Below are 14,485 nucleotides of genomic sequence, written 5' to 3'. Positions count from 1 at the left end.
GGGCTAGGTCAGGCCTGTGGGTTGGAACAGGGGGCCGTGGTCGGTGAAGATGAAGCTGCCGGTGATCTGGAAGACATCGGCCAGCAGATCGGCGGTGAGCACCTGCTCGGGCGGGCCATCGGCGGCGATGCGCCCCCCGTGCAGCACCACGAGCCGGGTGCAATGGCGGGCGGCGAGGGAGAGATCGTGCAGGGCGGCCACCACGGCGCGACCCTCGGCGGCGAGGCGGGCGAAGAGCTGCATGGTGGCGATCTGAGCCGCCGGGTCGAGCCCGGCGATGGGCTCATCGGCCAGCAGCAGCGGGGTTTGCTGTGCCAGAGTGCGGGCGATCAGGGCGCGGGCCTGCTCGCCGCCCGAGAGGTTGGTGGCGCGGCGGTGGGCGAGCGCGGTGAGGTTCATCTGGGCGATGGCCTCGGTGACGGCCTCACGGTCGGCCAGGGAGGGCGGATGCGGGGTGCGGCCAAGGGTGACGAGAGTTTCAACCGTCAGTTCCCATGCGATCTCGCGGGACTGGGGCAGGAAGGCCGATGCGCGCGCACGGGCGGCGGGCGCGAGCGCCGCGAGGGAGGAGGTGCCGGTGGCGGGCAGCAGGCCGAGGGCGGCGCGCAGCAGGGTGGTCTTGCCTGCGCCGTTGGGGCCGATGAGGCCGATGAACTCGCCGGGCGTGACGGTGAGGGAGACGTCGCGCAGGGTGTTGCGCCCGTTCTTGCGGGTGACGGAGAGGTTTTGCAGGGCAAGCGTCATAGCCGCCCCCGCAAGCGCCAGACGAGGTGGAAGAAGAAGGGCGCGCCGACGAGGGCGGTGACGACGCCGAGCTTGAGGTCACGCGCGGGGAGGATGAGGCGAGTGGCCGTATCCGCCGCCAGCAGCATGGCCGCGCCGCCCAGCGCCGAGGCGATCAGCAGGGTCGAGGGGCGGTGGCCGGTGAGCGGGCGCAGCAGATGCGGCACGACGAGGCCGACGAAGCCCACGGCCCCGGCCACGGCGGTGCCCGCGCCGACGCAGGCCGCCACGCCGAGGATCAGCGCGAGGCGCAGGCGTGGCAGGCGGATGCCCATGGAGGCGGCGGCGTCTTCGCCCAGCGACAGCGCATCGAGCCCCCGCCCGAGCGGCAGGATCAGCGCCGCGCCTGCGAGGATGAAGGGGGCGGCGAGGGCCACGTGGGTCATCGAGCGGTCGGCCAGAGAGCCCATCATCCAGAACACGATTTCTGCCGCCGCATAGGGGGAGGGCGAGAGGTTGAGCACGAGCGAGGTGAGCGCCCCGGCCAGCGCCGAAAGCGCCACACCGGCGAGGATGAGGGTGAGCGCGGTGCCGCGCGGGCCGGCAAGGGCGAAGATCGCCAGCACGGCGATGCCCGCCCCGACGAGCGCCGTGAAGGGCAGCGCGAGGGCGGCGGTATAGGCAAGCCCGGTCTGGATGGCGATGACCGCGCCGAGGGCGGCGGAGGAGGAAACCCCGATGAGCCCCGGCTCGGCCAGCGGGTTGCGCAGGTAGCCCTGCATCGCCGCGCCACAGAGGCCGAGGGAAGCGCCGACGAGCAGGCCGAGCAAGGCACGCGGCAGGCGGATTTCGCGCATGACCATGGTGGCCGGACCGTCGGATTGGCTGACGAGGGCAGTGAGCGCCTCGGTGAAGGGCAGCGCGGCGGGGCCGATGGTGAGGGAGGCGGTGAAGAGGGCCGCGGTGAGGACGCCAAGGAGGGCGTAGAGGCGCGCCGGGGTCATCGGAGGGGCCCGGCGCGAAGACGCCTCGAAGGGCGGATGAGGGACACGTGGGGGCGCTCTTTGCCGGGCTTTGCCCGCGCATCGCGGGGCGCGCGCGTCATTTCATCCCCTCCCGGATTGCGGCAAGGCGTTCGACGGTTTCGAGCACGACGGGGGTGCCGCAGGTCCAGTCGCTGTCGTGCAGGGTATCGGTGGGCACCCGCGCGCGCAGGGTCTCGACAACCGGGTGATGGAGGATCTCTTCGGCGCGGCTTTTCGGGGCGCCGGGGCGGGCGGCGACGAGCAGGTCGGGGCTGGCGGTGGCAAGGGTTTCGAGCGGCACCACGCCACCGTAGGGCAGCCCGAGCTTTTCGGCCAGCAGGGCAAAGCCCGCGGATTTGACGATCTGGCCCGGCAGGGTGGATTGCCCGGCGGAGTAACCATTGGCGGCATAGAGCGCGGCGAGCGGGGCCGGGCCGGGCGGCATGGGGATGGCGACGAGGCGGGCATCGAAGGCGGCAACCTCCCGGGCGGCCGCCTCTTCGCGGCCCAGCAGGCTGCCCATACGGGTGATGTTGGTGCGGATATCTTCCAGCGTTTCAGCCGGGGCAAAGACCTCCACCTTCAGCCCCAGCCGCTCCAGCATGCGCAGTGTGTCGGGCGCGGTGAAGCTGCCTGCGATCACCAGATCGGGCGCAAACAGGTAGACCTCTTCGGCGCGGGCGGAGTTGCCCGGTAGGGCACGGGCCTGCTCGGCGAAGGCGGAGTCGTCGCCTTGAAGCATCCGGGTGACGGAAACGAGTTGGCCCGGCGCGGCGATGGCCAGTGCCAACTGGTCGGTGCAGAGGTTGATCGACACCACCCGTTCGGGCGGTGCAGCGAGGGCCATCACGGCCCCCGCGAACCAGAGCGCGAGCGCTCCGATGAGGTTAGAACTTGGCACGGAGGCCCACGTAGAAGGCCCGATCGGCCTGACCGTAACCATTGACGGTTTGATACTCGGCATCGGTCAGGTTCTCGATGCGGAAGTAGGCCTCGGCCCCATCGTTGATCTCATAGGTGACCATGGCGTTGACGAGGGTGTAATCGTCTCCCTCGATCGGGCGAACGAAGGTTTGCGCGTCAACGTCGAGCACATCGGCAACGTGCTGCACTTCACCGCTGAAGCTCCAGCGCGGGGCGAAATCGGCCTCGACGCCGAGCACCAGATCATGGCGGGGCACGCGGAGTTGGCGCTCGCCATCCGGATCCTCGCTTTCGGTGTAGGTATAGGCCCCGAAGAGCGCCGCCCTATCGGAAAGCGCCACGCGGCCCGAAAGCTCCAGCCCCTTGGCCACGGAGGTGCCGGGGATCTGGGTGTAGACGAAGGCTGCGTCGGATCCGATCAGGTCTTCGACCTCGGTGTAGAACAGGGTGGCCTTCACAAAGTCATCGCCGCCCAGCCGCTTTTCGATGCCCAGCTCGGCGCTGCGCGAGGTTTCGGGCGTCAGCGTGTCATTGCCGTAGAACGGCGCGTAGAGCTCGTAGAGCGAGGGGGCGCGGAAGCCGGTGGCGAGCGAGGCACGCAGGATGAGGTCTTCCTGCGGGCGCCATGCCAGCGCCAGACGGCCGGTGGTGTGGCCGCCAAAGCGGTTTTGCGCGTCGTGCCGCAGGGCGGCGGAGAGGTCGAGCTGGCTGGAGGCGGCCCAGTTCACCTCGGCAAAGACGCCGGTGGTGTTTTGCTTGCCCTCAGCGGTGATGAAGGTGGCGGAGACAAACTCCTCTTCGGTGTAATCGGCGCCGAAGTTGAGCTCCACGGCGGGCGACAGCGTGGCTTGGCCAAGATAGCGCAGCCCTTGGCGCTCGCCCTCGTAGCGGTTGCTCGAGACCGCGTAGTCCCGCTCGATGTCGTAATAGGTGGCCTCGAACTGGTGGGTCACCGCGCCAGCCTCGTAGCGGGCAAAGGCGCGCAGCCCGTTGGAGGTGCCATCGGTTTCTTCGTCGGTGTCGCCGAAGGGGAAGCCGCCATCGATCGCCACTGTGCTCTTTTCGGCAAAGCCCACAAGGCCGATGGTGAGTGCATCGGACAGGGCATATTCGCCATTGAACGACAGGCGCAGCGACGAGAAGCCATCGGCCTCGGTGTTGCCGTCATTCTCATCGGCAGAGGAAAACCCGCCAAACTCGAGCCGCGCGAGGGTGACGGCAAAGTTGTGCCGGGTGCCCTTGCTGGTGATCGTTGCGGAGGTGCCGAAGCTATCGAAGCTGCCAACCTCGCCTTCAAGGTAGACGTGGGTGCCCTCCTCGGTTGCGCGGCGGCTTTGCAGCGAGATCACCCCGGCGACGGCGGAGGAGCCGTATTGCGCCGATTGCGAGCCTTTCAGGACCTCGATGCGGCCAAGGCCGGAGGTGCCCATCAAGCCGAAGTCATAGGAGGGCGAGGGGGAGGATGGGTCCAGCACGTCGATGCCGTCGATCTGCACTTTCACGTATTTCTGGTGCAGCCCGCGCATCCGGATGTCGGCCAGCCCGCCGGGGCCGCCGGCAGCGGCAAGCGAAAGGCCGGGCTGGCGGGAGAGGTAGGTGGCAAGGTCATCATCGCCTGCCGTTTCCAACTCGTCGCGGGTGGTGACTTCGACGGTCGCGCCGGTGCGCTCAGTCTCTGTCTCGCCCGACAGGTCGGCGGTGACGGTGATCGTGTCGAGTTCATAAGCCTCCTGCGCGGTGAGCGCGGAGGCGGCAAGCGCGAGGGTGGCTGTGGTGGCGAGGAGGCTCTTCATGGCGCCCAAAGTCCTTGTCATGCGGCCCCCATGACAGAGGCCGGTGTGGTGAGGTGTCTTTGGAATGGCGGGGCCTTCCGCGGACGGTGCTTTCGTCACCGCTACGGAACAGACCGTTGACGCCGCGCCCCTCGCACGGGTTCAGGGTGATCGCCTCGGCAGGTCTCCTGACTTGCGGGTCATTGCGAGATGGCCGGCCTTCCCGGGGGTTCTCCCCCAGTGGCCCGTCGGCCTCGCTCTCCGCTCACAGTTGCGGGGGCAGTCGTGGCATTGGGAGTTCTTCCCGCACCACGTTCCCTTTTGCTCCGGGCTTGCGCCCGAACCGAAGCAATTTGGGGGGTAGCGCAGGAGGGACGGCAGGCGCAAGGGATTCGTTAACCCTTGGGCAGCACCGCCGGGGGGGTGGGCTTTGACGCCATGTCGGGCGCTTTTGCCCCCGGGGTCGGCAGCGCAGGCCCAAAAAGGGCGCGCTGCCGATGGGGTTGGTGGTGGCTGACTACTCCGCCGCGGCTTCCGCCCGCTCGGCTGCGCCCGGCTGGTTGAGCGCCTCGGCCACCTCGGCTTCACCGGGGCGCGTTACCGCCCGCAGAACGAAGTAGCCGATGAGCGCCGACACGCCGGACCCGAGCAGCACGCCAAGGCGCACCTCGTTCATCAGCGCGGCATCGTCGAAGGAGAGCGAGCCGATAAAGAGCGACATGGTGAAGCCGATCCCGGCGAGGCAGGCGAGCCCGTAGATATGGGCCCATGTGACCCCGAAGGGCAGCTTGGCGAGCCCCATCTTGACCATCAGCCAAGTGGTGCCAAAGACGCCCACTTGCTTGCCCACGATCAGGCCGAGCGCCACGCCAAGCGGCACCGGATCGAGCAGCGCCCCGAAGGACATGCCCTTCAGCACCACGCCGGCGTTGGCGAAGGCGAAGATTGGGACGATCACGTAGAGCACATAGGGCGAAAGGCCGTGCTCCAGCGAGTGCAGGGGCGACTTGTTCCACTTGTCTTTCAGCGGAATGCAGAAGGCCGTTACCACCCCGGCGAGCGTGGCGTGCACGCCCGATTTGAGCACCAGCACCCAGAGCGCAACGCCGAGCAGCAGGATCGGTGCAACCCGGTGCGCCCCGCGCATGTTGCGCCAGATCATCAGCGCCAGCGGGATGCAGGCAAGGAAGAGGTAATCAATCTTCAGTTCGGCGGTATAGAACAGCGCGATGATGAGGATGGCCCCCATGTCATCGAGGATCGCCAGAGTCAGCAGGAAGATCTTGAGCGAGGCCGGCACGCGGGATCCGAGCAGGGCAAGAACGCCGAGGGCAAAGGCGATGTCCGTCGCCGCCGGGATGGCCCAGCCGTGAATGGTGGCCGCGTTGCCCCAGTTGAACACGAGGTAGACGAGCGCGGGCACAACCATGCCCCCCACCGCCGCCATGCCGGGCAGCACCACATCGGCGGGGTTCTTCAACTTGCCTTCCATCAGCTCGCGCTTCAGCTCAAGACCGATAAGAAAGAAGAAGATGGCCATGAGGCCGTCATTGATCCACAGCAGGGCGGGTTTTTCGATGCCTTCACCGTTGACGGTGACGCCGATATAGGCCCCCAGAAACTCCTGATACTCCGGGTTGAGCGAGGAGTTCGCGATCATCATGGCGGCCACCGCAGACAGCATCAGCACGATGCCTCCGGCAGCGTCCGAGCCAAAGAATTCATCAATTTTTCTGCGGAGCATTCCCTATCCCTGTTTTTGCGCGTTTTTCCTTATGTCTTGAAATGTGGCTTTGGGTCCACCGGGTCAAGCAGATGAGGCGCGAGGTCGCAGGGTTTTTTAGCGCCGGGTGAAGATCGCGCAGGGCAGTTCGGCGCGAATTGCAAAGCCGAGGCTCTCATAGAGCTTGATCGCCGCCGGGTTGGAGGCGAAGGCGTGGAGAAACGGCATGTCACCTGACATGGCGATCTGGTGGGCGACATGGGCCGAGAGGCTGCGGGCGAGGCCCTGCCCCCGGGCCTCTGGCGCGGTGCAGACGCCGGAGATTTCGGTAAAGCCCGGCGCCGACATGCGGGTGCCGGCCATGGCGATCAGCTTGCCATCCTGCCGGACGCCCCAGAACGGCCCTAGCTCCAGCGCGCGGAGAGTGAAGGGGCCGGGCTTGGTGGCCTCGGCGAGAGCCAGCATCTCGGCGGCGTCCTCGGGGCCAAGGGGCGTGATGCGCGGATCGTCTGGCGCGGTCGGCAGGGTGCGGCAGGTAAGCTGCACACCCATGGCACGGAGGGTTTCCTCAAAGCCGGGGGGCGTGGCAACGGGAGCCTTCTGCAGAAACACCGCCAGATCACCGGGCGCGGCGAGGGCTGTAAGATCCTCGGGCGCGGAGGGGTCGATGCAGGCGAAGGGGATGAGTCCGGGATCGTAGCGCAGGGCAGTGCCATGCTGCTGGGCAAGGTGGGCATGGGGTCCGGTGAGGGCGGCGTGGGCCGGGGTATCGAGCGAATGGCTTGTCATGGGCGTGGATCGCGGCGGCTGTTGGAGGACGGTGCCCTCTCTTCGCATGCCTGGCCGAACAAGTCCCGCCCAGAAAACAACAAACCCCCGGGCGTCAGCCTCGGGGGTCGTCGTAGGCGGGGGCCGAAACCCTCGCCGTTCGTGGTGTCGACGGGATGAGTTACATCATCCCTTCGCGCTGGGCCTTCTTCCGAGCCAGCTTCCGCGCGCGGCGGATCGCTTCGGCCTTTTCACGGGCTTTTTTCTCGGACGGCTTCTCGAAGTGTTGCTTGAGTTTCATCTCACGAAACACACCCTCGCGCTGAAGTTTCTTCTTCAGAGCACGAAGCGCCTGATCGACGTTGTTGTCACGAACGCTTACCTGCATGTGGTTGTCACCACCTTTCTGATTAGAGTTGCAAGAATTTGCAGGAGCGCGCCGTATAGCAAAGGGTTGGGCATCTGTCTACACTCCGGCGAAATTTGCCCTATGTTGCGGTGACATGACCGATCACAGCCCAGAATCCCCCGCAAAAGCTGCCATTATCGATGCCGCCCTGCCCCATGTGGCCTTCGACGGATGGTCTGACGAGGCCCTGAAACGCGCTGCCGAGGAGGCGGGCGTGAGCGAGTCGGAGGCGCGTGCGCACTTCCCGAAGGGCGCGGTGGACCTTGCGCTGGCCTTCCATGCGCGGGGCGACGCGAAGATGCTGGCGGCGCTGGATGAGGCGGATTTGGGCGAGATGCGGTTTTCTGACCGGATTGCCCATGCGGTGCGGCTGCGGCTGGAGGCCATCGAGGGCGAGAAGGAGGCTGTGCGCCGCGCGGCCTCGCTCTTTGCCCTGCCGCAGAATGCCGCTGCCGGGGCTGGTGCGGTTTGGGGCACCGCCGATGCGATCTGGCGGGCGCTGGGGGACACCTCGGAGGATCTCAACTGGTATTCGAAGCGGGCCACGCTGTCTGCCGTTTACTCGGCCACCCTGCTCTACTGGCTGGGCGACGAGAGCGCGGGCCATGAGGGGACATGGGCGTTTCTGGAGCGCCGGATCGCCGATGTGATGCGAGTGGAGAAGGTGAAGGCGCAGCTCAGGAAAAACCCGCTGACCAAGGGGCTGATGGCCGGGCCGGAATGGCTGGCCTCCAAAGTACGCGCGCCGCGCAGCACCCCGCCTGCCGACATGCCGGGGCATATGAGCACGAGAGGCTGACAGAAGGATGGTGTTTGCGATGATGATGCGGGCGATGGAAATCTCGGAGCCGGGCGGGCCGGAGGTGTTGCAGCCAACGGATGCGACGGTGCCTGCGCCGGGTGCGGGCGAGATCGTTATCAAGGTGGCCTACGCCGGGGTGAACCGCCCTGATGCGCTGCAACGCGCCGGGGCCTATGACCCGCCGCCCGATGCCTCCCCCCTGCCCGGGCTGGAATGCTCGGGCGAGGTCTTTGCGGCTGGCGAGGGCGCGCGCTGGAAGGTGGGCGACAAGGTGTGCGCCCTGTTGCCGGGAGGGGGTTATGCCGAATACGTCAAATGCCCCGCCGATCATGCGCTGCCGGTGCCTGAGGGCATGGGGATGAAGGAAGCCGCCTGCCTGCCGGAGACCTTCTTTACCGTCTATTCCAACGTCTTCATGCGCGGTGGGCTGAAGGCCGGAGAGGTGTTTCTCGTTCACGGCGGCTCGTCGGGCATCGGCACCACCGCGATTCAACTGGCCACCGCCTTCGGCGCGCGGGTGTTCACCACCGCCGGGTCAAAGGAAAAATGCGATGCCTGTCTCACTCTGGGCGCCGAGCGCGCCATCAACTACCGCGAAGAGGATTTCGTGGAGGTGCTGAAGGCCGAGGGCGGGGCCAACCTTGTGCTCGACATGGTGGGCGGTGAGTACATTCCGCGCAACGTGCAGGCACTGGCGATGGAGGGGCGGATGGTGCACATCGCCTTCCTCGGCGGGCCGAAGGCGGAGCTGAACTTTGCGCAGGTCATGGCGCGGCGGCTGACGATTACGGGCAGCACCCTGCGCCCGCAGTCGGTGGCGGCAAAGGCCGGGATTGCGGCGGAGCTTGAGGCCAAGGTCTGGCCCCTGCTGGCCTCGTGCCGGGTGGCGCCGGTGATGGATTCGACCTTTCCGCTGGCCGAGGCCGCCAAGGCCCATGCCCGGATGGAAAGCTCGGAGCATATCGGGAAGATTGTGCTGGAGGTGGCCGGCGGGTGAGGCTGGCGCGCAACCCGGCTGGTCACCGGAAGGGCTGCGCATTCAGTACTGGAAACCGCGCGTCGAACCGCGTGCCTCATCTTCCATGTCGAGGCAGCCTTTAAGAATGGAATAAGAGCCACCCAAAACTCCGCCACCTCATGGCAATAGCTGCGTGACTTGGCCGGGACGGAACCCCAGCTTGGCTTCAGAAGATCATAGGCATCCTGTTCCATGTCCATGCAGCCGTTGAAGATCATCGCAGAGCCGCCACTGAACTCTGAGACCTGACTTCAATAGCCTTCAACATCGTAGCGCGGGATGGACTGCGCGTTGGCGGGTGCGGCCGCAAGGGCAGACAGAAAGAAGAGCCTTAACATGGCCAGAACCTTAAGTATGGGCTCCGTCATCAGACCGGACGGACAGTTTCGCGTCAAGCTTTCGGCGGTGTGCCCCTAACCGAACGGCCCCCGATCATAAGGTGGCATGTCGCGCATCCGACGGTAAAGCCAGAGCAGATGCTCAAAGACGCGCGGGTTATCACCGCGCATCTTTCGGATCGGCGCGGCGTATGTATTGACGATTGCAATGATCGTGCCCCGCAGGGTTTGCCGGACAATCAGATAATCTATCGCGCCGGAACGGACTCCGGCCGCGAGAAATTCGTACTGGTTGAGCAGGAAGCGCGACGCATCAAAGAAGCTTGGAGCGTCGATGGAGGACTCTTCGGAGTCGTCCCAGAATGCTGCCAACTGGTCGCTTGAGAGCGGCTTGCCGAGGGGCATGGCCCGGTTTCGGACCACATAGGCGTTGATGAGGTATTCGCGGTCAGTGCGGAGGGTCTGGAGCGTGTCGAGCGCATGGGCGACAGAGGCGCTGCGCCAACCGATCCAAGCATTGGCGAAAATCGCCATTGCGGCAACCGCCACACCGCCAAGCAGAACCCAAGCATTGGGAAGCACATAAGGTTGACTGGCCAGCCATACCCCTATCAAGGCCATGCCTAAGACCAAGGTGATTATCAGAAAATAGACAAGCCAATAGCGCCTGAATGGTGGCATTCTGGCGTTTTCCCGAACTTAGGGGCTTATATGATGCCGACGGTTTCGCGTGTCATGGCTCTTATATACGCGTTCTATGCCCAAAAATCAACTGACGAGAGGTTAACGCGCCGACATTGATCTGCACATCAACTTGCCCCTACTCGGCGGCCTTTTGCCGCTCAGGGACATCGACCGCGCCACACTCTCGAGGCGGCATCCCCTACGGCGGGTCGGGCAACCTGCGTTACCGCGTCTTCGTATTCGGGCGCGAGATCGACCGGGGGCAGGATTTGAGGCCGGTCGGGCCTTTCTGAGCACACGGGCGGGGGCGGGGCTTGCTTACAGGGTTGGTGCCTTCAACGGGCCGATCGCCTGCTCGATGCAGACGCGCAGGGCAACATAGGAGCCCTCAGCGAGTCCATAGGCGGTGCACTCCCGGCGCAGTTCGAGTGGCAGGCCCGACCAAAGGCTGCGCAGGACGCCGAAGGAAAGCGCCTGACCCTGCATGCACATTTCGAAGGCCACGTCGGCATCCTCCAGCCCCTCGGCGCCGCGTTGACATTGGGGGGCCACATCGATTTGGGGAAAATCCTCTGCGGCGAGGGGCGATGCAGAGACGAGGGCGATAGTGATGACGCAGGTTTTGGCTCTCATCGCAGTCTCCCTTTGCGTTCCCGCTCGCCCTACTCGGCGGCCTTTTGTGGCTCGGGCACATCGACCTCGGCAAACTCGCGCGGCAGGACCACGGCAAATTCGGTGCCTTCGGGGCCGGTGCGCAGCAGGTCCAGCCGGCCACCGTGGCCGCGGATCAGCTCGGCGGAGATTGCGAGGCCAAGGCCGGAGCCGCCCTTGCGGAAGCCGCCCTGAAACGGCTGGAACAGGTGCTCTTGCGCCTTGGGCGGCAGGCCGGGGCCGGTATCGGTGACGGTGATCGTCCAGCCCTCGTCATCCTCGCGGGAGGATATGCAGATTTCGCCCGGCTTTCCGGTGGCGACGATTGCCTGCCGGGCGTTGCGGATGAGGTTTGTGAGAACGCGGAAAAGCTGCTCGGCATCCGCGCGCAGCGTCAGGCCGCTGGGGATATCTTCGGCATAGGAAATGTCGTGCTCGCCCGCCGCCAGCCGCTCGCTGTCGATCACATCGTTCACGACCGGGGCCAGCGCAAAGCGTGACAGCTTGGGCGGCGCCTCCTCGGCGCGGCCAAAGGCGAGCGTGCTTTCGCAGAGGTTCACGGCGCGGGAGATCGAGTTGACCAGTTTGGGCGCGGCGCGGGCCACGGCCGGGTCTTTTGAAATTTCCATCCGGTCGGCAAAGAGCTGGGCGGTGGTGAGGATGTTGCGCAGATCGTGGCTGATGCGGGCCACCGCGCCACCAAGCTGGGCCAGCCGCTCCTTTTGCTTCAGCGCGGTGGTCAGCTGGGTCTGCATCTCAGCCAGCCCCTCCTCGGCCTCACGCAGTTCCACCGCCCCGGCAGAGGGGGCGATGATGCGGCGGGCATCCTCGGGTGCGCGGGCATAGCTGGCCATCGCGTCCACCACCCGGTGAATCGGCCCGACGATAAACACCCGGACGGCAATGAAGAGCAGCAGCGCCGTCAGGCCGGAGATGACCGCCGAGAGCCAGAGGATACGAAGCCCATAATCCGTCATCGCCATGCGCAGCTCGGCGGTGTCCATCGTCACCTCGATCAGCAGCCCGGCCTGCTCGACCGGATCACCGATAACGCGGATCAGCTCCGGATCACTCTTCCAGAGCCTGCGGATCGCATCCTTCATCAGCGCCCATGGACCGGGGTCGCGCAGGTCATAGGTTTGGGTGACGGGGGCGATGATGGGGGAGGAGAGGATCAGCTCGCGCATCTCGTCGCGGCGGAGCACCACGTTTTTGACGCCGGCGTTTTGCAGCAGTTCGGCCTCAAGGTTGGCGTCAATCACCTCGTCGGTGGCGAGCAGGGCCAGCGAGGCGATTTGCGCCCGTTCAAGCCGGGAGAGCAGGAAATCTTCGCGGTAGCGCGCGATGGAGGGCACGAAAATCAGCACTTCGGCCAGCATGACGAAGGCAATCGTCAGCATCAGGAAGCGGCCGGAGAGCGTATTCAGAAACATTTCTCGCGCGTTATACCATTTTCGCGCGGGGGCTGCGACTAGGGCAAAAAGCGCTGCACCAGCCCGACCACGCGCTTGACCAGGGGGCTCTCGAAGAGCTTGGGAGAGAAATAGGCACCCGCGGCGCGTTTGTTAAGTTCCTGCAAGGTCGGATAGGGCAGAACGGCGTTTGCCAGCGCAGTGAGCTTATGGCCATTGGCGATGGCGGTGGCCCATGCGGCGATGAGTTCGCCCGCCTGCGGCCCGGCAATGGTGGCCCCCACCGGCTTGCCGCCGGAGACCATCAGCTTGAGCCGCCCGTCGAGCCGCATGGCGCGGGCACGGTCGCTGTCGTTGTAGGTGAGCTGGATCACGTCGAGGTTGCCGCCGAATTTTTCGCGTGCCTGTGCTTCGGTGAGGCCGACCTGGGCAAGCTCGGGGTCGGTATAGGTGACCCATGGGATGTGATTGGTCTTGGCCTTGGCGGGCAGGCCGAACATGGCGGAACGGATGACGATGCCCGCGTGGTAGCCCGCGACATGGGTGAATTGCAGGCCGCCCGCCGCGTCGCCGATGGCATAGACGCGTTTGTTGGAGGTGGAGCGCAGGCGGGCATCGACCTTTACCGCGCGGTCGTGATCGACATTGGCGACGTTGAGGTTGAGCTTGTCGATATTCACCTGCCTGCCGACGGCAACCAGAAGGTGCGAGCCGGTGACAGGGCCGGAAGGCGTGTGGACCGTCACGCCGCCCTCTGCCGTGACCTTCTCGGCGGCGGTTTCTTCCATGATCTCGACGCCCTCGGCGCGGAGCTTCTCCAGCACGAAAGCGGCCATCTCCGGGTCATCCTTGCCCAGCGCCTTTTGCGCCTCGATCACGGTGACCTTGCAGCCGAGCCGGGCGTGGGCCTGTGCCATCTCCAGCCCGATCGGGCCGCCGCCGATGACGATGAGATGCGCGGGCTTTTCGCGCAGCTCGAAGATGGTTTCGTTGGTGTGGTAATCCACGCCGTCCAGCCCGTCGATCGGTGGCACGAAGGGGCGAGAGCCGGTGGCGATGACGAAGCGGCGGGCGGTGATGGTGTGGTCGCCTGCCCGCAGTTCGGTGGGGGAGATGAAGCTGCCCCACTCGCGGATCACCTGCACACCGAGGCCCTCGAAGCGCTCTTGAGAATCATGCGGCTCGATCCCGGCGATGACCTCGGCCACGTGGTCCTTGGCCTTGGCGTAATCCACCTGCGGCTCGGCGGGGGCAATGCCGAAGGGCGCGCCGCTCGTCATGGCGTGGGCGTGATGCGCGGCGGAGAGCAGCGCCTTGGAGGGCACGCAGCCGTAGTTGAGGCAATCGCCGCCCATCTTGTGGCCCTCGACGAGCACGGTTTTTGCCCCCATCTGGGCCGCGCCGGAGGCCACGGAAAGCCCGCCGGAGCCAGCGCCGATGATGCAGATGTCAGCTTTGATCGTGGACATTCAGAGGCCTTTCTTGCCGCGCAGGGCTTTGAGGACGATGGGGAGGGCGGCCAGCGCGCAGAGGCCGAGGATGGGCAGCAGGATGTGCGGCTCGAAGATGATGCCGAGGTTGGGGGTTTCGCCGCGGGCAAAGACCTCGCCCAGCCCGGCCCCGACCGAGGTGTAGACCACTGCGCCGGGAATGATGCCGAGGAAGGTGGTGATGGCGAAGCGCGAGAGCGGCACGCCAACGAAGGCGGGCACGAGGTTGGCGACGAAGAAGGGCACGGCAGGCACGAGGCGGATGAGAAAGAGCATTTCCCACTGGTTCGCGTCGATCCCGGCCTTGATCTTGGCCACCACGCCGCCCGAGCCTTCGAGCTTTTCGGAGAGCTTGTCGCCCAGCCCCCAGCGGGCCGCCTGAAAGATGCAGATCGCGCCCAGCGTGGCCGCGGTGACGTTGAAGAGCGCGCCGGGGAAGGTGGCAAAGAGAAAGCCGCCGGTGAGTGTGGCCACCGTGGCCCCGGGCAGCGAGAAGGCGACGATGATGACGTAAATGGCGATGAAGGCGAGCACGGTGAGCAGGTAGTTGGCATCGCGGAAGGCGATCAGGGCTTCGCGGTTTTCGGCCAGCGTTTCAAAGCTCAGATGGTCGCGCAGGAAGAATGCGCCGGTGAGCGCAACGGCGAGAATAGCCAGCAGCGGCAGGCGTTTGAGCCACGGGCTCTTTGCCCCCGTTTCTGTCATATCGGCCATTGTGTCATCCCTTTGCTTGCCCGTCAGTCATG

14 protein-coding genes and 1 riboswitch are annotated in these 14,485 nt (G+C 65.9%); of the genes, 2 read left to right on the top strand and 12 right to left on the bottom strand.

Annotation, left to right across the window (positions count from 1 at the left end; all coding sequences use genetic code 11):
• Positions 1-3: 3 nt before the first annotated feature.
• From ACXAG6_RS04095 to rpsU, 7 genes are all read right to left on the bottom strand, one after another.
• Positions 4-744, bottom strand: coding sequence for an ABC transporter ATP-binding protein (locus ACXAG6_RS04095; protein ID WP_475335277.1), 741 nt, complete (start codon positions 742-744; stop codon positions 4-6).
• Positions 741-1,727, bottom strand: coding sequence for a FecCD family ABC transporter permease (locus ACXAG6_RS04090; RefSeq protein WP_475335275.1), 987 nt, complete (start codon positions 1,725-1,727; stop codon positions 741-743). Before ACXAG6_RS04090 ends, ACXAG6_RS04095 begins: the two co-directional genes overlap by 4 nt.
• A 97-nt stretch (positions 1,728-1,824) precedes the next feature.
• On the bottom strand, positions 1,825-2,595 hold the full coding sequence (locus ACXAG6_RS04085) for an ABC transporter substrate-binding protein (RefSeq protein ID WP_475335273.1): 771 nt from the start codon (positions 2,593-2,595) through the stop codon (positions 1,825-1,827).
• Between the two features lie 40 nt (positions 2,596-2,635).
• Positions 2,636-4,465, bottom strand: a complete 1,830-nt coding sequence (locus ACXAG6_RS04080) for a TonB-dependent receptor plug domain-containing protein (protein ID WP_475335270.1) — start codon at positions 4,463-4,465, stop codon at positions 2,636-2,638.
• 140 nt (positions 4,466-4,605) lie between these two features.
• A riboswitch (cobalamin riboswitch) is annotated at positions 4,606-4,807 on the bottom strand.
• Positions 4,808-4,961: 154 nt separating this feature from the next.
• Positions 4,962-6,188 (bottom strand): Na+/H+ antiporter NhaA, encoded by a 1,227-nt coding sequence (gene nhaA / locus ACXAG6_RS04075; RefSeq protein WP_475335267.1) that lies wholly within the window; start codon positions 6,186-6,188, stop codon positions 4,962-4,964.
• A 96-nt stretch (positions 6,189-6,284) separates the two neighbouring features.
• Entirely contained in the window at positions 6,285-6,956 is a 672-nt protein-coding gene (locus ACXAG6_RS04070) for a GNAT family N-acetyltransferase (RefSeq protein ID WP_475335265.1), read from the bottom strand.
• Between the two features lie 160 nt (positions 6,957-7,116).
• Positions 7,117-7,323 (bottom strand): 30S ribosomal protein S21, encoded by a 207-nt coding sequence (gene rpsU / locus ACXAG6_RS04065; protein ID WP_007118112.1) that lies wholly within the window; start codon positions 7,321-7,323, stop codon positions 7,117-7,119.
• Between the two features lie 115 nt (positions 7,324-7,438).
• Here rpsU and ACXAG6_RS04060 point away from each other — a divergent pair, with 115 nt between their 5' ends.
• Together ACXAG6_RS04060 and ACXAG6_RS04055 are read left to right on the top strand one after the other, a co-directional pair.
• A complete protein-coding gene (locus ACXAG6_RS04060) occupies positions 7,439-8,143 on the top strand; it encodes a COQ9 family protein (RefSeq protein WP_475335260.1) in 705 nt (234 codons plus the stop codon).
• Positions 8,144-8,150: 7 nt separating this feature from the next.
• Positions 8,151-9,143, top strand: coding sequence for an NAD(P)H-quinone oxidoreductase (locus ACXAG6_RS04055; protein WP_475335257.1), 993 nt, complete (start codon positions 8,151-8,153; stop codon positions 9,141-9,143).
• 434 nt (positions 9,144-9,577) lie between these two features.
• Here ACXAG6_RS04055 and ACXAG6_RS04050 read toward each other — a convergent pair whose 3' ends face one another.
• The 5 genes from ACXAG6_RS04050 to ACXAG6_RS04030 all read right to left on the bottom strand — a co-directional run bounded on the left by ACXAG6_RS04050 (position 9,578) and on the right by ACXAG6_RS04030 (position 14,453).
• Entirely contained in the window at positions 9,578-10,123 is a 546-nt protein-coding gene (locus ACXAG6_RS04050; protein ID WP_475335255.1) for a DUF4760 domain-containing protein, read from the bottom strand.
• 381 nt (positions 10,124-10,504) lie between these two features.
• On the bottom strand, positions 10,505-10,819 hold the full coding sequence (locus tag ACXAG6_RS04045; protein ID WP_475335254.1) for a hypothetical protein: 315 nt from the start codon (positions 10,817-10,819) through the stop codon (positions 10,505-10,507).
• Between the two features lie 29 nt (positions 10,820-10,848).
• Positions 10,849-12,270 (bottom strand): sensor histidine kinase, encoded by a 1,422-nt coding sequence (locus ACXAG6_RS04040; RefSeq protein WP_475335252.1) that lies wholly within the window; start codon positions 12,268-12,270, stop codon positions 10,849-10,851.
• Positions 12,271-12,308: 38 nt separating this feature from the next.
• On the bottom strand, positions 12,309-13,718 hold the full coding sequence (locus tag ACXAG6_RS04035; protein WP_475335249.1) for a dihydrolipoyl dehydrogenase family protein: 1,410 nt from the start codon (positions 13,716-13,718) through the stop codon (positions 12,309-12,311).
• Positions 13,719-14,453: a TVP38/TMEM64 family protein gene (locus ACXAG6_RS04030; protein ID WP_475335246.1), complete on the bottom strand. Its 735-nt coding sequence runs from the start codon at positions 14,451-14,453 to the stop codon at positions 13,719-13,721.
• Between the last annotated feature and the right edge of the window lie 32 nt (positions 14,454-14,485).

Source organism: Vannielia sp. ABF1_015 (genome assembly GCF_056160745.1).
Note: the sequence above shows the minus strand (reverse complement) of the source record. Positions and strands in the feature narration are given on the sequence as shown.

Excerpts from the sequence above, each read along its gene's own strand:
- ACXAG6_RS04095 (WP_475335277.1), bottom strand. The coding sequence starts at position 744 with ATGACGCTTGCCCTGCAAAACCTCTCCGTCACCCGCAAGAACGGGCGC.
- ACXAG6_RS04090 (WP_475335275.1), bottom strand. The coding sequence starts at position 1,727 with ATGACCCCGGCGCGCCTCTACGCCCTCCTTGGCGTCCTCACCGCGGCC.
- ACXAG6_RS04085 (WP_475335273.1), bottom strand. The coding sequence starts at position 2,595 with ATGGCCCTCGCTGCACCGCCCGAACGGGTGGTGTCGATCAACCTCTGC.
- ACXAG6_RS04080 (WP_475335270.1), bottom strand. The coding sequence starts at position 4,465 with ATGAAGAGCCTCCTCGCCACCACAGCCACCCTCGCGCTTGCCGCCTCC.
- nhaA (WP_475335267.1), bottom strand. The coding sequence starts at position 6,188 with ATGCTCCGCAGAAAAATTGATGAATTCTTTGGCTCGGACGCTGCCGGA.
- ACXAG6_RS04070 (WP_475335265.1), bottom strand. The coding sequence starts at position 6,956 with ATGACAAGCCATTCGCTCGATACCCCGGCCCACGCCGCCCTCACCGGA.
- rpsU (WP_007118112.1), bottom strand. The coding sequence starts at position 7,323 with ATGCAGGTAAGCGTTCGTGACAACAACGTCGATCAGGCGCTTCGTGCT.
- ACXAG6_RS04060 (WP_475335260.1), top strand. The coding sequence starts at position 7,439 with ATGACCGATCACAGCCCAGAATCCCCCGCAAAAGCTGCCATTATCGAT.
- ACXAG6_RS04055 (WP_475335257.1), top strand. The coding sequence starts at position 8,151 with ATGGTGTTTGCGATGATGATGCGGGCGATGGAAATCTCGGAGCCGGGC.
- ACXAG6_RS04050 (WP_475335255.1), bottom strand. The coding sequence starts at position 10,123 with ATGGCCTTGATAGGGGTATGGCTGGCCAGTCAACCTTATGTGCTTCCC.
- ACXAG6_RS04045 (WP_475335254.1), bottom strand. The coding sequence starts at position 10,819 with ATGAGAGCCAAAACCTGCGTCATCACTATCGCCCTCGTCTCTGCATCG.
- ACXAG6_RS04040 (WP_475335252.1), bottom strand. The coding sequence starts at position 12,270 with ATGTTTCTGAATACGCTCTCCGGCCGCTTCCTGATGCTGACGATTGCC.
- ACXAG6_RS04035 (WP_475335249.1), bottom strand. The coding sequence starts at position 13,718 with ATGTCCACGATCAAAGCTGACATCTGCATCATCGGCGCTGGCTCCGGC.
- ACXAG6_RS04030 (WP_475335246.1), bottom strand. The coding sequence starts at position 14,453 with ATGGCCGATATGACAGAAACGGGGGCAAAGAGCCCGTGGCTCAAACGC.